The following is a 24,262-nucleotide window of genomic DNA, read 5'->3' as shown; positions in this document are numbered from 1 at the left end:
ATCGCACTCTTCGATTGCATCCGTTAGCCTCGGTCCGCAGTGCATATCCTAGACGCGTCCGTAAGGGAGCCAGCGCACCCATTCAGCCGGAAGAAAGCTCTTCAGACGATCCGGTAGGCGCGGATGAAGCGGCGGAGCCGTTTGCTCGATCAAGGCGAAGCTCGCCTCGGTGGTTTCGCCGATATCCGATTTGCTTCAGATACGCATCGAGGGCGGACTTGCTAACCTTGACAACGCCGTCGTCTTCCAGTCGCCTCCGCACCGATACGAGTGTCTGCTTAGGATCTCTGGCTATGATCCTTTTCAATGTATCTTGGTGCTCCTCGAGTTTCCATGCCGAAGATATCTTTCCGGTGCTTTCGAACTCCTCTACCCATTTGGCGATAGATTTGGGTTTTCCGCCCATCCGATCGCTTACCCAATTGACGGGAAAACCGAGTTGAACCGCGTCGACCATCCGCTGCTTCTCCTCGATGGTGAAAAGGCCTCTGCCCTCTCTTTTTGTGGTTTTCGGCGGGGCTGCCGGCAGCGAGTTCAGGGCCCGCTCGAACTCGGCTCGGTCGAATATCGGATCGATCCCCCGCAGCTTCATTTTTTCCGGGACGACACCTTCGGAGCGGAGCCAGCGATAGAGTTGATGGTGGACTTCGAAGACCGATCGGGCGAGCATTTCGCGTCCGAAAACGTACTTGCGGCGAAATTTCTCGAGCTCCGTACGCTTGTAGAAACAGGTGCTTCCGCGCTGCGAGTGCAGTATTCCCTCCTTCTGCAGGTCCGCAACCGTATCCTTCCTGCAGCCGAGCAGCAGGGCGGCTTCATGCGTGCTTAGCCAATTCCCCATTGCGCCTTCGTCCGCGCGTCCGTCAGCGGCGGCGGCAACGACCCGGCGGAAACTCTCCGGATCGTCTATCGCTACAGCTCCCTGCCAATTCTTCCCGTTCTTCCGTCGGCGATGGATGAGGATGTCCCCCGAGAGGATCAACTCGATGATCGTCGGCCACGGAATATGCGGGGCGAAGACCGCCGCCGCGGCATTCAAAAACGGTCCCTTTTGTGGCGGCACTGGCCGGTCGGCGCGACGGTCGACGGCGATCAGGACCGCGGAGATGGTCGACAACCTGTAGCGCGGATTGTCTCCAAGCATCGCGGCTGCCGGGCCCTCGATGCGTTCGATGACTTTTCGTCGCGCGAGTTCGGCAAGCGCTCGATACGAAACCCTCAGTTGAGCTGAAGCAGAGCGCTCACCGACCGAGTCCTTGTACAGCTCGGCAAGCGGGATGAAGTCCGCCCTATTGATCATGATCGGAGCAGTAATAGTTTCGGCGGCGCGTCGCGTTTCGACAAGACCGCTCTGCGCTAGACGTGAGACGTATGCTTCCGGGACGCCGAATTCCCGGTGGAGTTCGTTCAAGTTGCGCCATGTTTCCGAGGTGTAGTTGATCGCGGCCGACCGTTTTCTAACCATGCCCAGGTCGGTCGTGCGGGCGAAGTCGCGTGCGATCGCTTTGCGAAAGTACGCCTGCATCGCGGGAGCGATTTTCCTGTCGACCGCTATCGCGGCGAGAGGACCAAGTTCTTTGAAGATGCCGAGGGCGGCCGGACGACGGTCCATCGTTGTTCGCATCTTGTCGGCGACCCCCGCGAAACCGTCCTCGCCTCCGATTATCGCGCGTGCACCCATCACCAGCAGATCCGGCGTCAGTTCCTCGAACCCCCGCAAGGTCGTCGGCCGCCCGATGGCTTTGTACTGGGGAAAGAAACTAGGCCGAAGAATGCTGGCGATCGAGATAATCGTTTCGAATAGATCTGACGCGGTCAGGGACCGGAGTTCGTCCGGAACGAGTTTGTGTGCCAGATCACGCTTCGCGCGGTCCGGGTGGACCATCGCGATTGCGAAATCTATCGCCTCTTCGTCATCGAGTTCTACGATCGGCTGGGTAAAGGCGCGAAGATCGGTTGGTTTACCTTGCTCGTCGAGACAATGCTCGCAATTGGTGGGCCCTGCCAAGCGGACCCAGCCCAATCGCTTCTGGCAAACGGGGCACCGGTCCAGCAACTGCTCGCGCGTTGCTGGATCGAACGCGAAAGGTCTGAGGTCCCAGATCGCCCGGTGATGGGGGGAGATCCCCAGTGCGCGCGGTGATACCCGGCGCGCCCTGGATTCGAAATACTGTCCGCGGATTTTCGTTCCGAAGAACTCGATTGTGGATTCTTTGGCGTGATCGAATTCTCCCCAAGGATGCAGGCGTGAAAGAATTTCCTGCGGGCTCAATGAGAACAGCTTGGCGAGTCCCCTCGCCTCTTGGGGATCGATATTGAAGGGACGGACAAACGACGTATGCCTTGTCTTTGCCGCTCCGGCAAGGCGCATGATGGTCGGAAGATTCCGGACGACCGTTCGCTGCGCCGCGCGGTCGATGTAGCCGATAAGGCTCTCACCCAGGTGCGGCGTTGGCATGTTGGCGATAAAGGGGCGGACCTTGGAAAAATCGGTCGTCACGACGATATCCCGATCTTTTTGGACATTGCTGCGATGGTGTCCGTCGTCGTGGGTCGGATCTTCTCCACGAACGGATCGTAGATCTTTATCGAATTTCCGTCCTCGTCCTTCTGTTCGGCTTTCCATGCCCAGAACGCCTGCTTGATGTCGTTGTCGAAGTCGATCGTGCGGCGACCCTTCCGCTGCACCATGCGCAGGGCGATTATCAGGATGCGGCAAATGACGCCTACAACTCCGTCGGACATGTCGTAGAGCAGCCCGCGGCTCTTCAGGTCGTCGACGAGTCCGATGGGCTCGTCCAGGATGTCGAGCGCAACCAGCTTGTGGTCGATCCGGCCGATGAGCTTGTAGAAGTAGCTGAAGTCCTCTGGGTTGCTCAGATCGATGGGGTTGAGCGAGATGGAATCGAATTTCCGGTTGTTCAACTCCGGCAAAGTCTCGAATAAAAGATTCGCATCCTCGGTGCCCATCACGATGACCGCGAACAGCCCGTCGTTGACCAGACTCTTGATGTGCGGCGCGAAGGCCTGCGCCCTCGCCCATTTCTCGCGCACGCCGATGACGCTGTGGGATTCGTCGAGCACCACGACGTAGGTGCCGGCGGCCCGCGCGACGTTGCGGATTGCATCGGCGCTCACGTTGTCCGAGTGAGAGACAATCTGATTACGGACGGTATCGGCCTGCGGGTCGTTGAAAGCCTCGAGAATCTGCACATGGAGATGCTTCAGCTTTGTCGTGGACGACCGCAACTTGACGACGAGAATGGGTGTCTTTCCCGGATGCTTTTTCTTGAGCTTTTCCGCGACTGCGACCATGGAAGTGGTCTTCGTCGACCCGCTTGGCCCGATGATGGGCATGGCGGACAATTCGGTATAGGTTAAGTCTGTCCGTTTTCCGTGATCTGGAAGATGTCGGCGTGGCGCGCGACCAGGCTGTCCCGCCATGTCCGACTTTCCCGGCGTACCGCCATGTTCCACTCCCGTCACGCTACCAACTCGAGAACAAAAGCAGAACATTAGGTCGATTGTCAACATAAATATATCTGAATATCTATTTCATAATTATATCTGGTCTGGCTCGAAGGACGAATCTGACGTAGATTCAGCGATCTAAGCCTCGCGAGAGGCCTCCTTCGCTTACGAATGTCGGGGAAACCGCTTGCCGGCTCGCCCGATTGCGCTTGTTCGTGGATACAACGCATGGGACGCTTTTGATGGACGATCTGGCAATCAGGGCGGGCTTGGACTGATGGAAAACGATCAGGAGAGGCCCCACCGCAAAGGTCGCAAGCCAGGGCGCAAGGCCCTCGAAGGCATCGACTTGCGCAAATTCCTCGCGACCCTGGAAGCCGAGACCATCAAGGGCCTGAAGCATGCAGCGATCCAGGAGGGAAAATCGGCGTCCGAGATCCTGGAAGAAGCTGCCGCCCAGTGGCTGGAGCGGTGGAAAGCGAAGGCGGGCAAGACGTGAGTAACCTGAGATTGTATCGCGTACCTGCTTTTGGCGCTGACCGGCGGCAATTCACTTCCGATTTGCTTGGTGTCGTGTCTCTATCCGGCATTCCGGATGTCACCCGCGGCGCAGAAGAGTTCGATCAATGACCAGTCATAGTCTAGCCGAACGGGTACGGCGCCCGGTCCCAGGCATTCTGCCCGTGCCGCATCACCCAATTTATCTGGACCATCATGCTACGACTCCGGTTGACCCAAGGGTCGCAGATGTCGTCGTCAACGCGATGGTCAACGTGTTTGGCAACGCTAACAGCGTTGACCATACGCACGGTGAGGCTGCGCTCGAATTGGTGGACAGGGCGACAGAAAAAGTCGCGGACCTCATTGGCTCCGAGACCGAGGGAGTTAGGTTTACCTCGGGATCGACCGAATCCATTCGCTTCGCAGTTGGTCACGCCATAGCCACGCGCCGTAACCGAATGTTGCGCGTCGCAGCGACGAGGGTGGAGCACCAGGCGGTCCTCGACGCGCTCCGGATTGCAGTCCGCGCCGGGCTCGCCCAAGTGGTTTGGGTAGAAGTTGACGAAGAGGCGAACCTTCGTCCGGAAAGCCTACGGGCAGCGTTGAATGAGGGCGTCGACCTTGCATGCGTGATGGCGGCGAACAATGAGGTTGGAACGATCTATCCGATAGAGCAGATCGCGCGCGACGCTCATCAAGCCGGCGCGAAAGTGCTGGTGGATGGCACCCAAGCAGCAGGCCGCGTCGATTTGAGGACACAGGATTGGGATTTGGACTATGTCGCGTTCAGTTCCCATAAGATCTACGGCCCAAAAGGGGTCGGCGCTTTGGTGGTCAGCAAGGCCGTCGTCCACTCTGAATTGACGGAAAACGTTGTGGGCCACATCGGCACTTTGAACGTTCCTGGGATCGTTGGTTTTGGAGAGGCCTGCCGGCTAATGCAGCTCGAAGGGCCGGCAGACGACAAACGAATCACAGAATGTCGTGATCGACTGGAAGCCAACCTGATCCGCGAGATTCCTGGGATAGTCGTGAACGGGAACCGCAGGCACAGATTGCCTCATAACCTTCATATCGCTCTGCCTGGCATTCCAAATGATGCCGTGATCGCGAGGCTGCGCAACAAGGTAGCGATTTCCACCGGTGCCGCCTGCTCGTCTGGAGCCCAGACACCCTCCCATGTGCTTAAGGCGATGGGGCTGTCCGAGGAAATGCAGGACGGCGCAATCAGAATAGGACTTGGAAAGTATACGACCCGCGACGAGGTTGATCGCGCTGCCGACGAAATCGTCGCGGCTGTTCGCGAAGTCACGGGGTCGCTGCAGGGAGTTTCAACATGATCGAAGGAGCCATGGTCTCCGGCCCAAACGAGGTGTTGCGGTTTTCCGGACACGAGACTTTCGCGTGCCGCTACGCCTGGCTCCCCAAGGCCTATCGCGCAATCAAGGCCGATCCGTCCGCGTTCGTCGACGAGCAGGCCGCCATGGTTGACCTGGGAATCGGTAAAAACATGGTTCGATCGCTCCGTTTCTGGGTCGAGGCAACCGGATTAGCGGAGCCGGAAAATCGGGAGCTCCACCTGACCGATTTTGCACACGCGATTTTCGGCTCGAAGGGGTTTGACCCATATCTCGAAGACATACGAACTTTGTGGCTGCTCCACTGGAAACTCTCGTCACGGCGAAAGGGCGGCCTTTTTGCATGGCGGTTTCTTTTGAATCATTGGCCTTACCCCGAACTCACGCGTTCGGAAGCGCTGAGCGCATTCGCGCGCGAATCCGCCAAGATGGGCCACTCGCACTCGACAATCACCCTCTCGCAGCACCTCGACGTGTTTCTGCACACTTATCGCCCGACGAAATCAGCCAATGTGGGCATTGAGGATTCCCTCGACGGTCCCTTGGTTGAACTCGCGCTACTGCAGCCGGTCGGCGAGAGGAAGGTCGAGGGCGAGCGCTGGGAAAGCGTGTATTCGTTCAGGCGCGAGGCCAAGCCGGAAGTCTCCGATGCTCTCTTTGCGTATTGCATTTCAGAGTTTTGGGAAACCTTCAGACCTGGCGAAAAATCGCTGACCTTGCGGGAGATTGCCTTGGCGCCGTGCTCGCCAGGGCAGGTCTTCAAATTGCCCGAAGACGACGTGCGCGTGAGACTTGAGCGCGTCGGAGGCCCCGGGCGTGCGGCATCCTTCAGTTATCAGTCATCAGCCGTGCAAGGACTGCTGTCCCGGCAGAGGGGAGCTCGTGCTCCCACATTGGCGGATATTTACTCGGAGGTCTCCGAAAATGCATAAGACGATCGGCGACTTGTTCGACGTTCCGACCAGATTCCTCCGGTCCGTTCAGATCGAGCGCGACTTTCACGACGTGGCTGCATGCAAAAATTATATCGTCACGCCGCCAATGGCGGATGCCTTCTTGCGCATTGCTGAAGGGTTGGCCGCGGGGTCCGGCCGCAGGGCATGGCGCATCACCGGCGACTACGGTGTGGGCAAGTCGTCGTTCGCGCTAGTTCTTGCCCATCTCCTTTTCGATCGCTCGCCGCCGGACATTTCGAAGATTGCCCGCGCAATCGACTGGCCCAAGCGCATCCCTCCCATGTTTCCAGTCTTGGTCACCGGTTCCCGGGAAGGAATCATCCCCGCTATTGCTCGCGGTATTTCTGAAGCTCTTCGTAAGCGCCGCGCCCAGCCCGGTCGAATTCCGCAGGCCGTGCTCGATATCGCGAGCTTTGCCGAAGAAGTTGAACGCTCGGGCGATCTCAAGGAGTTGGAGAAGCTCATTGGAAAGATCCGTCAGCATGCGGGAGATAACGGTCAGGGCGTCCTTCTGGTCATCGACGAATTGGGAAAGAACCTCGAACATGCAGCCCAGCGACCCGAGTTCGAGGACGTTTACGTCCTGCAGCGCCTGGCCGAGTTAGCGGCCCGCAGCGGCGACCGCGCTTTCGTTCTGCTCGGATTGCTTCATCAGGGTTTCCATGCTTACGCGGAAAGCCTTCCCTCTGCCGTCCGCCATGAATGGGAAAAGGTGGCAGGCCGCTTCGACGAAATCGTTTTTGACCAACCCCTCGCTCATACGGCCGCGCTTGTCTCGGGCGCCTTGAACATCGATTTGCGCCGAGTGCCGGACGCAGTTTGCTCGGCCGCAAGGCGGGCAGCTAACGCTGCAGCTTCGGTCGGATGGATCGGTTCAGCGAAACGCAATCTCGAGCTGTTCGGCTCCGGACGGACCTACCCCCTTCATCCCACCGTCCTACCGGCGGTCGTCCGGTTTTTCGCGCGTTTTGGGCAGCATGAACGTTCGTTGTTCGGCTTCCTCCTTTCTACCGAACCATTCAGCGTTCAATCGTTTTCGTCGCGGGCCATTGACCCCGGTACTTGGTACGACTTGTCGGAATTCTACGACTATGTGCGTGCGGTATTCGGTCACAAACTTGCGGGAGCGAGCTATCGAAATCAATGGCTGCGCATCCTCGAGACGATCGACGGAACCCATGACTTAAGTCCGCTCGCAGAGCGGGTGCTGAAGGCTATCGGCGTCTTGAACCTTCTCGACGCTGACGACCTCGCCGCAACCCAGGAGGCGCTCGTCGCTGCGTTCGTTCCGAACAAGGAGCGGGAAGTCGCTGCGGCCTTAACGGAATTGATCGGCGCCGGCCTGGTATTCCGTCGAGGCCCGACCGGAGCCTATCGCCTTTGGCCCCATTCGAGCGTCAATCTGGAAGGGGCATTCCAAACCGCATCCCGCGCTCTCGGATCCCTCGATAGCGTCGCGGACAGTCTTCTTCCGTTCTTGGATCGTGAACCTTTGCTTGCGCGTCGTCATTATGTCGAGAGCGGCACGATGCGCTACTTCGAGGTTCGGTACGCGAAGGTCGACGCCTTGTCTCAAGCGACTGTGAAGGGCACCGATGCGGACGGGTTGCTCATTATCGCCCTACCGGACAGCGAGATCGATCGGACCACGGCGATCGAGGCCTCAACGTCCCCCTCGTTTGCCGCGCGGAATGACGTGGTGCTCGGGATCCCGCGACCCTTGCGGTCTCTGGCAGTAGAATTGCAGGATCTGAAGCGTTGGCGATGGGTCGCCGAAAACACTCCCGAACTCTCCGGAGATGCGTATGCGCTGGCCGAAGTAACGCGGCAACTGGCTTCCTCTCATCGAGCCTTGAACGCGAAGGCTAACAAGCTGATCGGTACACAGGGCCGCGCGGTTTTTGAGACAGATTGGTTCTTCGCCGGCGAAAAGGTCGTCCTTCCGCCGCGAGGCGGAGCGTCAGCCCTGCTTTCGGAAATTTGCGACAGCCTCTATCCGCAATCACCGCTCATAACCAACGAGCTCCTCAACCGGAATAGTCTCAGCAGTGCGGCGGCCGCAGCTAGAATGCGGCTGATCGAAGGTCTTTTCACGTCAGGTGACAAGCCTCTGTTCGGTATGGACGTCGAAAAAGCCCCGCCAGAAAAGTCCATGTATCTCTCGGTGCTTCAGAAGGGCGGAATTCACGTACGGGACGAACACGGCCTGAAGATCGTGGAGCCGACCAAGGAAACAGATGTTCTACGTCTGCGCCCTGCGCTTGATGGAATACTTGGCAAAATCGAGCGGGCTCACGGCGGCCGGGTGTCAGTTGCCGAGATTCTGTCCGATCTAAAGGGCCGGCCGTTCGGAGTAAGAGCGGGGGTTGCGCCTCTGCTGCTGGCGATACTGCTTCAGACGAGGGGACACGAACTTGCGGTATACGAGCACGGCACGTTTCTCCATCGCATGCGTGCCTCGGACTTCCTGAGGTTGACCAAGTCTCCCGGGACCTTTGAGATACAGCACTGCCGCGTCGAGGGCATAAGGATCGAGGTTTTCAATCATTTGGCAACCACCTTCGCTGAGGGCGTCGATGCAACGAGGAGGCCCGACCTTCTAGATGTCGTAAGGCCCCTCTGCCAATTCGCCGCACAACTGCCCGAGTCCACTCGGCGGTCCACCGGGCTTAGCGGACCTGCAACGGCGGTTCGCGAGGCACTCCTGTCGGCGCGCGAACCGGTCGTCCTGCTCTTCCACGATCTTCCTCAGGCCTGCGGGATGGGGAAGTTCGATCCGAACGACGCGCCAAATGCGGCTCTTGTAACCGGTTTTGTGACATCGCTTCAGGATGCTATCGGAGAGATGCGCGGCGCCTATCCCGCGCTGCTCGAACGAATTGTCGCCAGTGTCTCCACTTCCATCGGAGAAGAGGGGGAATCGTTCGACCGGGCCAAGCTCGCAGCGCGCGCAGCGCGCGTGACCCTGGCGGCCCGCGAACCGCGGCTGCGGACATTTGCCCTCCGCCTGCGGGATCCGGGGCTGTCGGATGAAACCTGGGCCGAAGCCCTGGCGAGCTACGTGGTGTCAAAGCCTCCGGCACGGTGGGTCCCCGGCGACGAGACGCGGTTTTGCGAGGAAATCTCCGCGCTTGCCGAGCTCTTCAAGAAAGTCGAAGCCGCGGCGTTCGGAGCCGGCGGCGAAGCGCCAAGTCCGACGGCGGTTCGGCTCAACCTCACCAGAGGCGACGGCGTCGACCTGGTCCGGGTAATCGAACCCCGTTTAAAAGAGGACGCAGCGACCACCGAGCTGTTCGGAGTTTTCAATAATCTTCTTCCCAAGGATCAGCAGGCCCGCATCGATGTGCTGGCGCGCATGCTTTGGGCGGAACTTGGGGGAACACAGGAAACGAACGTCGACAGCGGTAGTGTCGGTCAGCCGGCGAACTCGCGGCTCGCACAATGACGGAAAGTGCAAAATTGGAACACGAACAGTTCAACGGCCAGACACCGCGGCATGTCCTGAGTTTGTCAGGAGGAAAAGACAGTGCGGCTCTTGCCATCTACATGCGCGATCGCGTTCCTGAAATGGAGTACATCTTCCACGACACGGACAAGGAACTGCCGGAAACCTACGATTTCCTGGCGAGGCTCGAAGCCATCCTCGGCAAGCCGATAGTCAAAACGTCGCCGACCGACACGTTCGATCATTGGCTGTCGGTTTACGGCGGAATGCTTCCATCCAATCACCGCCGGTGGTGCACCAGGATGCTGAAGCTGAAGCCGTTCGAGAACTACATCGGGGACGGGCCCGTGATAAACTACGTCGGTCTGAGGGCGGACGAAAATCGTACGGGATACATCAGCACAAAGCCGAATATCAAGGCCGTCTATCCTTTCCAAGAGGACGGCCTGGTCCGCGCGGACATCATCAGGATCCTCGAGGAATCGAGTCTAGGCCTGCCTCCTTACATGGCCTGGGGACGGTCCAGATCCGGCTGCTATTTCTGCTTCTATCAACAGAAAATCGAATGGGTGCGCTTGAAAGAACAGCATCCCGATCTTTTCGAGAAGGCAAAGGAATATGAAGAGCGAAGTCTGGGTTTCGGCGAACAGTTCTATTGGTCGCGGTCGGAGTCGCTTGCGCAGTTGGAACGTCCGGAGAGGGTCGAGGAGATCAAGCGAAACTGGGAAGCGAGCGAAGCAAAGAAGCGCGCAAGCCGCAAGAACCTGGCACTCGTCGAGACACTCGGTGGCCTCGAATCCGAGGACGACAGTCATTTGAGAGACGGGTGTCTAGTATGCTCGCTGTGACCGGAAGCCGTCCGATTAACCTGAGGTATCCGTAGTGGCCTCCGACGGCGAAAAATGGATCACGTTCCTGCGTCAATACGGGCCGCTTCCCCGTAACGAAAGCATGTTCGATGAGCATATCAGCCGGTCGGCCAGAAGACTGAAAATCCGACAGATATCATTCAAACATCCGCTCGAAGACGCCTTGTTTTCGGCCTTTCGCGCCGATGGAGGCGAGCCTCGTTCGGTAGTTCTCACCGGCACCGCGGGAGACGGAAAAAGTCACCTTTGCGGACGCGTATGGGAAATGCTCAACGGATCCAGCAAGGAATGGTCCACAAACGAAATCTATTTTCAACTGAACGAGGTCGTTATTGGGGGCCGGGCGGTAACGGTCCATGTAATCAGGGATTTCACGGCGCTTCCCGATACTGACGACGCAGGTCGGTACAGCGATAAATATGAACTTCTCCGGAAGATGGCTGCATCCATGTTCGCGGAAGCACCAGCAGAGGTGTTCCTGTTAACTGCAAACGACGGCCAATTGATCGAAGCATGGCGTCATGTCGATGACGAACCGAATGCCGTCCGGATGCACGCTATGTTGGAAGCCCGCCTTCGCGACCTCTACCACTCGATCCTGGGCGCTTCCACGACATCCGACACCTACAGCGCAAGCGAAGCAACGGAAGACTTCATGGCGCGGCTGCGGATTTCGGTCATCGCCGACCAAGCGCCGCCCCCGGATCCGAATGACGGCTGTCCGTACGACATCGTGTTTTCGCAGGATGTCATTTCCAGGCATGCCAAACTCGAATGGCACAAGGAGGATGCCAAGCCGGCGGACATCAAGACCCTTTTGCCCTCCCGCTGGTCCCGTCGCCGTCCCGCGGCCGCCGACGACCTCAAATCGTCTGTCTACCTGTGCTGTCCGGTCCAAAGCGCCGAAGGGTGGTCCTACCTCTCGGCGGTAGCCTCGCTTTTCCGCGGCGATTGGGACGGCGACGAGAATCGCAGGCTTTTGCCTGTAAGGCAGCTCGACTTCCGCGACGGCCGAACCGCCCGCATTTTCGAGGAGACCCACAACCTCGGAAATTGGGTCGTGAACTTCGATGAACTGCTGGACCGGCGCCAGTTGTTGAATCAGGAAGTCCGCATCATCCGGTACAAGCAGTCGGCCACCCAGGGACGGAACGTGATCATTTCGTCCCGCGCGCCGCTCAGCCTGCTGCGATCCATGATCCTGCACCGGTTGAGGGCGCTGAACACCGAACTAAGCGGCGCGGACCTGGCGCTTCTGGCTGAACGGCTGATAAGCGATGCCAACGACGTCTCCGGAGATATCGTGCTGCGGGCGGCCAAGCGGGGGCACAGCGCCAGCGAGCTCATCGGCGTGGTCCTGAGCCGGGCCCTGGTCAAGGACGAAATCGGCGAAGGCCGGCCCGTCGGATGGTATTTCCTGGACGACTACGCCGCATGGATGGGCCAACGTGAAGAACAGCTCGCGGACCTCCTCACCCTCAGTCCAGAAGAGTCCCCGGACGGGACGCTGCGGCTGACGATCATCGTCACAGAGGCAAAATACATCGATGACGCCAGTCTGCCGGTCAAACGGAAGGAATCGCAGAAGCAACTCCGGGATACGATGCACCGGATCAGCGAAGCGATCTTCGGCAATCCGGATAGGCTGGACCGGGAGTCCTGGCTCGCGCGCATCGCGGACCTCGTGCTCGATGGAATCCGTCTTCCAGCCGCCAGCGGAATCGATCTGGCAACCTGGCGCAGGGCAATCCGCGAAGGACGGTGCGAAATTAACCTGCGCGGGTACTCTCATGTTTTCGTCCCCACGGCCGTCGAGGGGGCGGACCGGACAGAGGCCTACGCCGTTCCCTCGGTCTCCGATGCCTATCAGGAGATTTACGGCCGAGGCGCTTTGAAGCAACTCCTCCTCGCGTATTGGCACAAGCAGAGCCCCGGGGAAATCCGGATCAGCGCCGGAGCGGACTATCTGGACGCGGATCCGGCCTGGCGAGCACCCGGTTCCGGAGATCCAATCGCGGCGCCCGCAGCACCCAAGCGTCCGGCCAAGAAACAGGGGCCGTCCGGCAACGCGCCCGAACCCGGGCCGGCACCTCGACCCAATCTCGGATCCGGGCCTGCATCCCCTCCAAAATTTCCGAGGTATTGCGAGGACATCTCCAAGGGGATCTCCAAGGGGAGCGGCCACCGGCGCCTGAAGGATGGGCCTATCCGCAGATCAGTTCGTTACTGACCGAAGCCGTGGTTTCCGTCGCATCGGAGACGGAGGACCAGTGGCTGCAGAAGACGTCCTCATCGGCACGCGCAGCGCTTCAGCAAATGAAGCTGCAGGCGAAACTCCTCAATTCCTCGATGACTCCGAACAGCGCGCTCCTCAGGTTCGCAGGAAGCGCGAACCTGACCGTGGACCAGGTCCTCAAGAAGCGCTCAGAGTTGCTCACCACCTTCGGTCTCAACGTGATTTCCGTCCGGCCCGAGCCCGGCGCCGTGGTGATCGCCGTAGAAAGGGAAGTCCACCAGATCGTCGATATAAGGCAGGTGTGGGCGCGCTGGAATCCGAAGGATGTAGGCTGGGGAAATCAGGACCTGCTCATTGGCGTCAGGGAAGCCGACGGCAGCCTCCTGTTTCTGTCTCCGGGACGGCTCCACGCGCCGCACACCTTGATAGCGGGAAGCACTGGCAGCGGAAAATCGGTCCTGGTCCAGAACATCCTGCTGGCGATCGCGGCCACCAATACTCCGGCGCAAGCCCGGATCGTGCTGATAGATCCCAAGCAGGGCGTCGACTATTTCGCGTTCGAGGGACTGGCCCACCTCGATGGAGGCATCATCGACGAGCAGGAGCTCGCGTCCCAGCGGCTTGCCGAACTCGTCCTCGAAATGGACCGCCGCTACATGCGCTTCAAGGAAAAGCGCGTGGCGAACATTACCGAATACAACGCGAAGGCTCCGGAAAACGAGCGCCTTCCCGTGATCTGGCTGGTCCACGACGAATTCGCCGAATGGATGCTGATCGACGAATACAGGGAGGCCGTGTCGACGGTCGTGCAGCGGCTCGGAATCAAGGCCCGGGCTGCCGGCATCTATCTGGTGTTTGCGGCGCAACGCCCGGACGCCAATGTCATGCCGATGCAGCTGCGGGCCAATCTGGGCAATCGCTTGATCCTGAGGGTTGATTCCGAAGGTACGTCCGAGATTGCGTTGGGAGAAAAAGGGGCTGAACGTCTGCTTGGCCGCGGCCACATGCTTGCCAAGCTGGAAGGCGAGCGCGGGTTGTGCTTCTCTCAGGTGCCCTTCGTTGACTCGCAGTTCATCGAAACAATTGTCGGACTGACGCAGAACACTACCCCGAGAAAAGATCGCGAAACCGTATTGGCCGGCTGATTACCAGCAAGACGAGTTGAATATCCCTGTAGACCTCAGGTCCCATTCAGCCACTGGCCAAGGTCTCGGTGACAAGTTTTTCGCCCATCTCGATCAAAATCCAGCACCAGGTCTTCTCGTCCTTGCTCTTCAGCCTGTCGCTCGCCGTGAGATAGATGCCGAATTCAATCATTTCTTCGCAGGGCACACCGTTTCTGTAGATCTTCTCGAGCTTCTTCCTCGCGCCTTGCTCCTTTAGCGACGTGATGTTTGCTGCCGCTTTCGGATCGAGCTCACTGGGATCCAATACGATCAGTGCGTTCATGAGAGCCGGCACGAACCCACGCCTGAACAATACCGTCGCCTTGGCGTTTCCGCCTCGGCTCGTCATGATCGTGCAGTCCGCGGCGAGATCGATCTTTGTTCTCGGACCGGCCTTGGATTGCACATGAACGGAAATGGCCGCGTTGACTCCGATCGCAGGTGCGGTCGAGATGCCGACTCGACCAAGATCGTGGAGAACCTTACGTTGGAGCTCCTGAGCGTAGAGGGGCCTGAGCGTCCCGACGTACTTGAGACCTTGCTTATCGGGGAATCCCTCGAACTCCTTCGTCAGAATCTTCTTCATGTCCCATTTGATGTTCCGCGGCTTACCGTCGATCATCACGAAATCGGCGACCGGGGTCTCCGGGGCGTCGAAGTCCTTCAGTTCACCGGTCAGCATGAGTAGGCGCTCCGCGCCGGGCTTGCCGTTCTTTCTGACGATGAGGTCGCAATCGGGGGTCATAGTCGCCAGGATCGTACGCTTCCCCTCAGTGTAAAGGTCTCCCAGTCGGAAGCCGCCGTTTCGCGCTTTTCTGGGGCTTTCGATCCGGACCCGATGATAGAGGTCCGCGACCGTCTTGGTGGCGCCGTCGTAGGCTCCTTCGATCTGCTCCGCGCCTTCCTTGTTCAGGAATTTAACCGTTTCCTGTGCGGCCGACACCTCGTCGACCTCCTTTCCGACCGCGTCCAGCAGACATTCACCGAAAAACCACTCAAGATATTCGATGAGGCTCTGCCCTTCCTCGAGCAACCTGAACCGCACCAGGTAAGCGAAGTCCTTGAGATGCAGACGTTCGATCTCTTCGCGCATCGAGGTTGCGGCCTTCTCCGCGCTGCCCAACCACGCTTCCAGAGCCGTATGCATCGATCTGCCGAACTGGTACGATTGGAAGACGTCCAAAAGATCGTCGGCGGCGTCGTCCTCGATACCGACCAGTCCTCCCTCGAGGAGCTTCAAGCGAGTCTTTTCGAGGAAGCCGAAGCGGCTGGCGAAGACCAACCCTTTTTGTTTTCCACCGCTCTCCGAGAGGATTTCCTCGCGAAATTTTTCTGCCTGCTTCCGTACATCCGGAGCGGAAGACATAAGTATGACGGAAGGAGCCTTCTCGCCTAGCGATTTTACGAGCTTGGTTACGTTGACGAGGGAGTTCTTCTTCGCCGCGTTCTTATCTTTTGGCGCGCTCTCCGCGGAAACCGATGGGTCAAGATAAAAGTCGATGAAGATCAATTGGACGTCTTTGGCCTCGTCCAAATCATCCAAGGTCGAGTTTAACCGCACGACGTCCGGCTTCGGATTGCAGGTCTCAAGAAGCCGCATGACCGGCGCAAGGTGCGTCAAATTGGGCAACCGGTCGCCGAACATCCCGGCTGGATTGAATCTTTCTTCCAAGGAATCGCCGAATTTTCGATAGAGTTTTTCCAGCACGCGCGAAAGGCCTTGGTCGCCGTACTGCGTCGTCTCAAGCGCGGAGATCGCTTCGCCGAGATCGGCTTCCGAGATCTGCGCTTCGACCCTGATAGCCTCGAATGCTCCGGATCCGAGACAGTCCAGGAGATCACCTGCGTTTTTGTCGTCCACCCCCGGGATGTCGAACGCATCGTCGATGACCGCGATCTTCATAATCTTGCTTTGCTTGATCGCCAGGATGATGTTTTCTTGATGCATCATTTTGTTTCTTCATCCATGTCCAGCACGAACATGTTCATGCGTCCGGGCCGCGCTCTTCCGGTGTTATCGTCGAGATAAAGTTGCCAGCCGTGATATCGCGCGAGCTCGCGCGATATGTACAGCCCGAGTCCTCTGCCTTGGCCCGGCGGCTTCGACGTGACGAACGGCTCGAATATCGATTCGCGTCTGCGTGGATCGACGCCCGGACCGTTGTCCTCCACTGTCAGAGCCTTCGTCTCCGGATCAATGTCGATGGCAATGGTCGGTTTGAAATTGTCCTCGAGGCGCTTCTGCTGCCGAAGCCAATAGACCGAATTCGCGACCAGATTCTCCAGTATCTGAATCACCATGCCGCGCACGGCATTGATGCGATACTTCCCCTCGAAATCGAAGGTCACCTTGATCGAGTGGCGTTGAAACTGGTTGGCATGGTTCTCGATGACCAATCTCACTACCTCGGCGAGATCGAAGGTCGACTTCGATTGTCGCTTTTCCCCGGCCAAATCGTCGAAAGCCGCCACGCGCTTCTGGAGGGTCTGAAGTTGGGATTCCAGCGCTTGTAACGCACCGGAATAGGCTCCTCCTTCAAGCTCTCCCAACAACCCCATCGTGTGACCGACTGCACGGTCCAATTCATGAAAGATGAACTCCGTCATCAGGCCGATGCCGGCGAGATGAACGAATTTCTCGCGTTCATCGGAGGATTCGTCGATAGCGTCGTTCGTCTTGCCGACTAGCTGCTCGCACTGGTCGCCCATCAAGACGACCAACTTGCCGAGCCGGTCGACGGTCTCCCGCTGCGGAGGCGTCGATTGCCGACGCAAGGTCTCAAGCGCCTCCTGCACGTTCTGCTGAGTCGTCCGGAATTCGAACGATAGGCGCTCCGCTTCGCGGCGGCTGATCCGTTCGGCCTTGTCGGCTTCGTTGATGAGTTCGCGCATCTCGCCGTGTAGGAGCCACATCACGATAGTACGCAGGGCCTGCTGGGCCTCGGAAGCAACGAGTCCCTCGCGGTTGGTCTGCTCGCTGAGCGCAGTATGCGCCGACTTTACGCTGACCCTGCCGATCACCTGCTGCCTGTTCAGCTTGAAACCGGATTGCCCGAATGCGTTGCGGTCCAATTCGATCCAGTCGTCGTCCGGGTCGCCATACGGCAGAATCCGGAAACCGTGACGAAAAAGCATCGGCCCACCCGACCATTTCTTGATCTCGTCGCGTGTCTCCTTGATCGTTTCGGTGAGATCGGGAATTTTTTCGACAACCAACCGGTTGTACCAGTAGACCTGGACGTCGACGGGCCCGAGGTCCTGCAGCGCCTTCGGACGAATAGGCACTTCCTTGGCTGCAGCATGGCCACGCTTGCCGCGCTTTCTCCAGACGGTTTGGGTGATCGAATAGACTTCTGCTCCGCTCTGCGCGATTTCGCGCGACGCACCGCGATATGGATAGTCTATCTTTCCCTCGATACTCGGAATTCCTTTTTTGTCGAATTTTAAGGACGCGATGCAGGTTGCATGGGCCTTCTGCAAGAGCTCGGCGGGAATGGATGGAATCACGATGCGCGAGCCGTTGAACCTGACCTTCAGCAACCTGTTGCCGCGGCCGGGCTCGAATGGGTCGACCATCCGGGCGATCTTGCCTTGGAAAAGTTTCGCGAAGTTGTCCTGATTCCAGTCCGTCGTGAGTCCGGAAATTCGGATTACGGTACCCTGCTCGGACCTGTCTTCCTTCCGCAGACCGCGCTCCGGTTCGATCTCGATGTCACCGACCGACTGTTCGGATTCATGGCTGAAAAGCGTCCAGTCGATTTTCAGGATATTCCAATTGCGATCATCGGCGGTGGTCGTGGTTACGGTCAGATGGTCGCCCAACCTCATGGCGGAGAGCCGACCGACGCCCTTGTCTCCCAGATACGTCGCGCCGGCGACATTCATTCGCCTGCGTGAGCGTGTTCCCACCGTCAGATAGACGTCGGTAAGGGTCTCGAGGCTCATGCCCTCGCCCTTGTCCCGAATCTCGATCCAGTTGTGACGCCTGTAGGCCGCCTGAAGGGCCGCTTTCAGGCGACGGGGACGACCTGCGGCGAGCTCAAGGCCGCCCATGAACGACGAGATGTGATCTGCTGGCAGCCCCGGCAGGAATGCGGCCCGAACGTCCGCCAACACCCGCCGACCGGGTACCCCTCCGTCGAGCGCCTCCAGGGCCGCCACGTAGCCGGCGTAGGGCAGCACGCAACGCGCAACGATCTCGATGCTGCGGGAGCCCGCATCGACGCCATTCTTAACTAATTCGTAAAGCGCGACCTCGTCAGAACTGATGAGCTCTTTGCCGAGCTCCAACAGGGTCCGCGCGGCAAAGCGGAAACTCAATACTCGATCCTCCGGTCCGACCCGCCATCCTACCAGAAAACCGGTTAATCCCTCGCTATCGCCCTGAACGCTACCGTACATTGCGCCCCCCGGCTCCCCGTTTTCCAAGGTTGCAGCATGAAAACCGATTTTCTGCAATTATCCCTTGTACGGGGATGCCCCCGGTGGCCGGTTGAAGCGTCTTTTTGAATGCCGCATGCTAGGATCCGCCGGGCAATAGCGGCGGCACGCAGCGCGATGAGCGGGCTTCTTGTGGTGACGACAGCCTTTGCCCGTATTGTCACCGAAGTCCGCGGTATTTTCGCGCTTTGAAACAGCTTAGGACCTTGTCGTCCTCGCGGGCGATAAAATTATGGTTCTTTAAAAGCCACTCCGGCGTGAGGAGCTCGGAAAATTCGACCGCCAGGTTGCCGTCCTCATCAGGCTTACGGCCGAAGCGCCAAAGCCTCGCCGGAAACCGCTCCGAATCCGTGAAAAGCCTTCCGTGCGCGAAAGAATTGCGGATTTCCACGATGCGCGTATCCAAAGCGTAGCGTTCGCGCTCTCGATCGGTCAATGAGCCGTTGAACTCGTCCACCAGTGGTCCAAAAAAGTAATACTTGGTCAGCCAAGTCTCCTTGGTAACGGTGTCGCCCGGCTTGGGAAAAGACAGCGCGCCGCCATCCCGGCATTCCAGGAACGCCCGGATCTTGGTCTCGATGGATTGCAAGTTGAGGACGAGATAGCCCGTGTACCGGGTGTGAATCTTCACGCGCATGTGTCGCCGAGTCCAAAAAGATAAGGTTCGTTGCGTCAGCGAGGGTCACCGACCATCGACCAGTATTCGCGCTCCTGCGCCGCCTCGAGCTCGTCGAGCGGCACCGGGATGAGCGCGAATTCAAGATTGTACATCGGGATCTGCCAAGTGTCATATAGCGCGGAGACATGCTCCTTCGTGACGGTATCGAGCGGCAAGTTCTCCGCCTCCAGGCGCTCCAACAGATGCTCCGTCAATTTGGCGCCCATGTGGTGATCTTCATTGTCCTTATATTCGAGGGTCCCCCACGTTTCGGATAACGCCTTCAGGCCTTTCGCCGTTAACATGCCAACCTGTTCCATGGCATCGGCAACGCGAAGCGCAGGTGGCACGAACGATCCGAATAACTTGATGCCGCCGTAGTTTGGGTCGCGCGGCACGCTCCAATTCAGCTTGCCGTCCTGATAGGCCTCGATATCTGCGTAAAGGCGGCTCTCGCGCTGATAAACGGTAGAGTTGGGCATGATGTACTCACCGGCATAGCCTTCGAGATAATGGCCCCGGCGTTCGCGGTCGACGTATTCGCGCAATTGAGCCAGGTTGGTCGGTGCCCAGGAGGTCGCCTGCGCGTATATCAGCCGCGCTAGGTGGTCGTAGAACCAACCGACGATCCTATTCAAACGGGACGCGATGAGTTTCGGCGGACACCTAACGGCGTCGACCAGAATTAAGATCTTTGCGGCCTCTTCTTCGGCGAAGATCCGGAGCACCTCCACTTCTCGTCCATGCGATTGAAGCTGCTCCGCAGCTTGCCAGAAACTTCGTGCGCTATTGAGGATGATCGGAATCCCTTCGGCGATGAATTGAAGCCGCGTAGCTTCGTCGAGTTGGCACAGGCGTTTGGCCTGGTGGAGGCCGATTTCAGGACCCTTCGGTCGCTTCTTCGCTTGTTCCATGTTTCGCCTCGTGCGGGTCAGGTGCTTTCGCCGACTTCTCATCCCAACTGGCTGAAACAGCTTATCCCCGGACATGCCGATTTCGATAGCCTGGCTAGGCAATCGTGCAAACGGGACGCCTTCGCCACGTACCCTCAGGGACGACCCAGCTTTCTATCGCAAGCTGCAAGCGGGACTTGCGATGAAGTCGGAATCGATGACGGGTGAAAACCGCTGAAAGGGACAGCATTCGACGTCGTCCAGATTGTTGAAGGCCAGTCGCTTCAGCCTGGAGGACCGATCCCTGGAAGCTTTCATCCGATTGTAATTGAGGTCCAGAGGGCCTGATTGGCATTCAGCGCCGAGCGGAAGAAAAGTCCTGTAATGACACTGCCAATCCGCCAAATTCCTCGGTGGTAGCCCGCAAATGCATATCGTCGCTGATGAGCGTTGCCCGATGATTGATCGCGGTCTCGGCGACCAGGACATCGGGGAAGCTTTTTGCTGCCTGGCGCACGCCACCTTTAGCGCTAAGCCGCGCGTCCAGCATGGCGACGGTAACGCCGCTTTCAAGCCATGTCCCGCCAAAGCCGTCTTCGTCGATTTCAAATTGCTCGACCTGAACCGCTCCTACTTCCCTGAAAGCCGGAAGTTTGAAAAGCTCGGCGGCAGTACAGTGTTCGCGCAGCAAAAGCGCCTGTGAGGATGTCGCCAACATTTCTTGAGATCGGAAAATGGTGGCAGGTAGCTCGCCCCTCAAAGTCCTGGTGAAAAGGTCTGAGTCCAGAATGTAGGCCATGGTGCTTCCATCTAGGTAGGCATTGATCGCGCGACAGAGCGCATCTAATTCCCATCGTAGCCGTTTTCAATGAGAGCCCATTGTCAGTCGGCGTGCATATGAGCAAGCCTATTGCCGTCGGCGAGCTCTGTTTTCGTCAGCAAGTGCAACCTCAGGAAGGCCTTTCCGCTGTGTTTCGCTGGCTTGCAGGCGGATCGGCTTGTCAAGGACTGGAAAGCCAATTCCTGAATGAGCAAGAGGAGAAGACGTCCCACGGCGTACATCCTAAAGACGACAAAGTTGGCCTTTCCCCTGCCGTTCCTTTCCCAATCCGAAGATGCGGTGGGCACCCAATCGTCCCCGTGCGCCAAATGGTTGCGGTAGATTCGCGCAAGTTCGGCCGCAGCGCCAGTTCCCGTGAGTTTGTACTTTCCGGAGATCAGATCGATTTCAGGGTCGAGATCGCCGCAAATGCGACAGCACCGTTCAGCGATCCGATAGAGCATATTCACCGCCGGAAAGTCGTCCTCAGACCTAGGACTTCCTTCGGCCAATTTGCGGCCCCGTACTGCCGTTTTGTCGCGCGGAAACTGAGTCCCTGCCGCTGCCTTTACGGCGTTCTCATACGCAGACCAAAGAAAGTTGAAAATGCTCAGGCCCGCAACGTATTTGGCCGCGATCTCGCTGCTCAACACCTCGAACTCCCAAGCCGCATCACAATAAACGATGGCGTCGCTGTCATCGACGTAGGCGGTATTCGCAGATGCGTCCTCTAGGCTCGCCGCCATCTGAAGTGAGAACAGAGTGGCGTCCCAGGTGACTTCCGGGTCCCCTGATGAAAGACGCTCCCGTTCATGTTTGACCGAGATGGCTTGAAAGAGCCGTTTAATATGATCCCTAAATGGTCGCAGGGCTCTCCACCGGCACATCGGCTTTCCGCACTTGCAGGCGAACAGTGCCGACAGTTCTGTCGCTGGATCGATCGCTTTAATTGTCATCATTCAAGACCGTTCAGGGATCGGATAGGCTCCGCGCCTTCCTAAGGCCATCCCGGCGCTACCTCAAAACTTCGGAGCTCGCGTATCCGCGTCGTCATCGCCGGAGATGCTCATCATGGCAAAGGTACGTCGTGCAGAAACGTCTCTTGACCAAGGACGCGCTCGATTTCGTATTCGCGTCCCCCTAGGAGTAATTTCACCAGATCCGGCATCAGATCACTAACACACTGTTCGTGTTCGCGGCCGGCCGCGCCCCGAAACGCCGGTTACGTGACTCTAAAACCCAGGATGGTCAAAATAGGAAGAATCCGTCGAATGGACTCTCGTAATAGGCCCGCAATAGAAGATAATTCTCAGCGGCCGCAACTTTCGGTAGCAATATTGAAGCAAGACTCACCGACTCACTCTTAGACCGTCATCGACTCGGTCTAAACGTGTCGGCATAAGGGGACTGAAATCAAACCCCCGCCATCATCACGTATTTGATCTCGACATATTCTTCCATGCCGTGATGGGAGCCTTCGCGGCCAAGGCCGCTTTCCTTGACGCCGCCGAAGGGCGCGACCTCGGTGGTGATCAGGCCGGTGTTGACGCCGACCATGCCGGATTCCAGCGCCTCGGCAACCCGCCAGACCCGGCCAAGGTCGCGCGAATAGAAATACGACGCCAGACCGAACGGCGAGGCGTTGCACATCGCGATCACCTCGGCTTCGTCCTTGAAGCGAAACACCGGCGCCAGCGGACCGAAGGTTTCCTCCCGCGACACCAGCGCGTCGGGCCTGACATTCGCGAGCACGGTCGGCTCGAAGAAGGTGCCGCCGAGCGAGTGGCGCTTGCCGCCGGTCACGATCCTGGCGCCGCCTTTGACCGCATCGGCGATGTGCCGCTCGACCTTGTCGATGGCCTCCATGTTGATCAGCGGCCCCTGCGTGACGCCGGCTTCAACGCCGTCTCCGACCTTCATCGCCGCGACTTTCCTGGAAAGCTTCTCGACGAATTCGTCGTAGATCTTGTCCTGGGCGTAGAGGCGGTTGGCGCAGACGCAGGTCTGGCCCATGTTGCGGTATTTCGAGACCATCGCGCCTTCGACCGCGGCGTCGATATCGGCGTCGTCGAACACCACGAAGGGTGCGTTGCCGCCGAGCTCAAGCCCAAGCTTCTTCACCCCGACGGAGGCCTGCCGATAGAGGATCTTGCCGACCTCGGTCGATCCGGTGAAGCCGACGAAGCGCACCGCCGGATGTTCGCACAGCACCTTGCCGATCGGCGGCGCATCGCCGGTGATGACGTTGAGCACGCCCTTCGGCACGCCGGCCTTCTCGGCCAGCACCGCGAGCGCCAATGCGCTGAGCGGCGTTTCGTTGGCGGGCTTCAGCACCACGGTGCAGCCGGCCGCCAGCGCCGGCGACACTTTTCGCGTGATCATCGAGCAAGGGAAATTCCACGGCGTGATCGCGCCGCAGACTCCGATCGGCTGTTTGATCGCGAGCAGCCGCGCGTCGGCGCGCTGGGTCGGAATGGTTTCGCCATAGACGCGGCGTGCTTCCTCGGCGAAAAATTCGACATAGGCGCCGCCGATATCGATCTCGCCCAGCGCTTCCGCAAGCGGTTTGCCCTGCTCGGAGGTCAGGATCAGCGCCAGATCCTCGCGGTTGGCGGCGATCAGCTCGTACCATTTGCGCAGGATGTTGGAGCGCTGCTTGCCGGTCAGCTTGGCCCAGACCGGAAACGCGCGTTCGGCGGCTTCCACCGCCTGCGTGGCGTCGGCCGCCGTCAGCTGCGCCACTTTGACAAGCTCGACGCCGGTGGCCGGATTGACGACGGGATGCGCGGGCGTACCGACCCAGGCGCCATCGATGTAGCTGCGGTCCCGCAGCAGCGAGACATCTTTCAAGCGTTCGCGCAGAGATGGCGCAGAGGATTGCGAGGCACGTGCGGCGGCGGTCGGGGTCATGGCGTCACTCCTGAGGCTTTTGGTGTTGCCCAAGAATATAGGTATAAACAGCCCGCATGACACCGGTCGCAAACGACCGGCTGCTTCAACCAATTTTGAGGGCTGGAGCCGCCAGCGACGTCAGGCCGCGCCGCTCAGATAGGTTTCGCGGCGGCCGATCATGCGCTCCGCCGCCGTCTTGGCGTCCGCCTTCGAAGAGGTGGCGCAGGTGCGATATTCAAGGTCCGGCGCTGCAACGGAGTCACGCCGACCGAACCACGATTTCGCCGTCACCTGCAACATCGACAAGGCCTGGGCGACGTTATCGACCGCGCCGAATGAGTGCAGCGCACCCGTTCCGGCATACCGGACTTCGTAGATGCCCGGGCCAATCGGCGCCTCAATATTCTCGCCGCGCATAGCGCGAGGATATCGTTTCCATTCACTCCAGGTAGAAATCATCGAAAACTCCCGCAACTTTAAAAAGCTGCTCATTATTTAATCGAACTGATCGGTTCGGTTTTACCCATTTGCACCGAAATCTGAACGCCTTACAACCA

The 24,262-nt window shown here is 58.8% G+C and carries 17 protein-coding genes; 7 read left to right on the top strand and 10 right to left on the bottom strand.

What is annotated here, in order from left to right:
- Positions 1-82: 82 nt before the first annotated feature.
- Both HB630_RS26715 and HB630_RS26710 read right to left on the bottom strand, forming a co-directional pair.
- Positions 83-2,500 (bottom strand): TniQ family protein, encoded by a 2,418-nt coding sequence (locus HB630_RS26715; RefSeq protein WP_213775713.1) that lies wholly within the window; start codon positions 2,498-2,500, stop codon positions 83-85.
- Positions 2,497-3,534 (bottom strand): TniB family NTP-binding protein, encoded by a 1,038-nt coding sequence (locus tag HB630_RS26710; protein ID WP_213775712.1) that lies wholly within the window; start codon positions 3,532-3,534, stop codon positions 2,497-2,499. Before HB630_RS26710 ends, HB630_RS26715 begins: the two co-directional genes overlap by 4 nt.
- A 124-nt stretch (positions 3,535-3,658) precedes the next feature.
- Here HB630_RS26710 and HB630_RS26705 point away from each other — a divergent pair, with 124 nt between their 5' ends.
- The 7 genes from HB630_RS26705 (at position 3,659) to HB630_RS26675 (ending at position 13,981) form a co-directional block, all read left to right on the top strand.
- Positions 3,659-3,970, top strand: coding sequence for a ribbon-helix-helix domain-containing protein (locus HB630_RS26705; protein WP_249781065.1), 312 nt, complete (start codon positions 3,659-3,661; stop codon positions 3,968-3,970).
- Positions 3,971-4,097: 127 nt separating this feature from the next.
- Complete coding sequence (locus tag HB630_RS26700; protein WP_213775711.1) at positions 4,098-5,312, top strand: cysteine desulfurase family protein; 1,215 nt, start codon at positions 4,098-4,100, stop codon at positions 5,310-5,312.
- Positions 5,309-6,262, top strand: coding sequence for a DUF4007 family protein (locus HB630_RS26695; RefSeq protein ID WP_213775710.1), 954 nt, complete (start codon positions 5,309-5,311; stop codon positions 6,260-6,262). Before HB630_RS26700 ends, HB630_RS26695 begins: the two co-directional genes overlap by 4 nt.
- Positions 6,255-9,731, top strand: coding sequence for a hypothetical protein (locus HB630_RS26690; protein ID WP_213775709.1), 3,477 nt, complete (start codon positions 6,255-6,257; stop codon positions 9,729-9,731). Before HB630_RS26695 ends, HB630_RS26690 begins: the two co-directional genes overlap by 8 nt.
- Before the next feature lie 14 nt (positions 9,732-9,745).
- The gene (locus HB630_RS26685) at positions 9,746-10,579 is read left to right on the top strand and encodes a phosphoadenosine phosphosulfate reductase family protein (RefSeq protein WP_213775708.1); all 834 of its coding nucleotides are present in this window, start codon (positions 9,746-9,748) and stop codon (positions 10,577-10,579) included.
- Between the two features lie 34 nt (positions 10,580-10,613).
- Complete coding sequence (locus HB630_RS26680) at positions 10,614-12,830, top strand: hypothetical protein (RefSeq protein WP_213775707.1); 2,217 nt, start codon at positions 10,614-10,616, stop codon at positions 12,828-12,830.
- Between the two features lie 86 nt (positions 12,831-12,916).
- The gene (locus HB630_RS26675) at positions 12,917-13,981 is read left to right on the top strand and encodes an FtsK/SpoIIIE domain-containing protein (protein ID WP_213775706.1); all 1,065 of its coding nucleotides are present in this window, start codon (positions 12,917-12,919) and stop codon (positions 13,979-13,981) included.
- Between the two features lie 46 nt (positions 13,982-14,027).
- Here HB630_RS26675 and HB630_RS26670 read toward each other — a convergent pair whose 3' ends face one another.
- From HB630_RS26670 to HB630_RS26635, 8 genes are all read right to left on the bottom strand, one after another.
- Positions 14,028-15,953, bottom strand: a complete 1,926-nt coding sequence (locus tag HB630_RS26670) for a hypothetical protein (RefSeq protein ID WP_213775705.1) — start codon at positions 15,951-15,953, stop codon at positions 14,028-14,030.
- Positions 15,950-18,460, bottom strand: coding sequence for a sensor histidine kinase (locus HB630_RS26665; RefSeq protein ID WP_213775704.1), 2,511 nt, complete (start codon positions 18,458-18,460; stop codon positions 15,950-15,952). Before HB630_RS26665 ends, HB630_RS26670 begins: the two co-directional genes overlap by 4 nt.
- A gap of 142 nt (positions 18,461-18,602) precedes the next feature.
- Entirely contained in the window at positions 18,603-19,079 is a 477-nt protein-coding gene (locus HB630_RS26660; protein ID WP_213775703.1) for a hypothetical protein, read from the bottom strand.
- 35 nt (positions 19,080-19,114) lie between these two features.
- Positions 19,115-20,014 (bottom strand): hypothetical protein, encoded by a 900-nt coding sequence (locus tag HB630_RS26655; RefSeq protein WP_249781064.1) that lies wholly within the window; start codon positions 20,012-20,014, stop codon positions 19,115-19,117.
- A 334-nt stretch (positions 20,015-20,348) separates the two neighbouring features.
- Positions 20,349-20,792 carry a hypothetical protein gene (locus HB630_RS26650; RefSeq protein WP_213775702.1) on the bottom strand — a complete coding sequence of 148 codons (444 nt, stop codon included), beginning with the start codon at positions 20,790-20,792 and terminating at the stop codon, positions 20,349-20,351.
- An 83-nt stretch (positions 20,793-20,875) separates the two neighbouring features.
- On the bottom strand, positions 20,876-21,772 hold the full coding sequence (locus HB630_RS26645) for a hypothetical protein (protein ID WP_213775701.1): 897 nt from the start codon (positions 21,770-21,772) through the stop codon (positions 20,876-20,878).
- A gap of 454 nt (positions 21,773-22,226) precedes the next feature.
- Positions 22,227-23,723, bottom strand: a complete 1,497-nt coding sequence (locus tag HB630_RS26640) for an NAD-dependent succinate-semialdehyde dehydrogenase (RefSeq protein ID WP_213775700.1) — start codon at positions 23,721-23,723, stop codon at positions 22,227-22,229.
- Between the two features lie 120 nt (positions 23,724-23,843).
- Positions 23,844-24,164, bottom strand: a complete 321-nt coding sequence (locus HB630_RS26635) for a hypothetical protein (protein ID WP_213775751.1) — start codon at positions 24,162-24,164, stop codon at positions 23,844-23,846.
- Between the last annotated feature and the right edge of the window lie 98 nt (positions 24,165-24,262).

The organism is Bradyrhizobium sp. dw_78 (genome assembly GCF_018449525.1).
In the GTDB taxonomy this organism is placed as follows: Bacteria; Pseudomonadota; Alphaproteobacteria; order Rhizobiales; family Xanthobacteraceae; genus Bradyrhizobium.
Note: the sequence above shows the minus strand (reverse complement) of the source record. Positions and strands in the feature narration are given on the sequence as shown.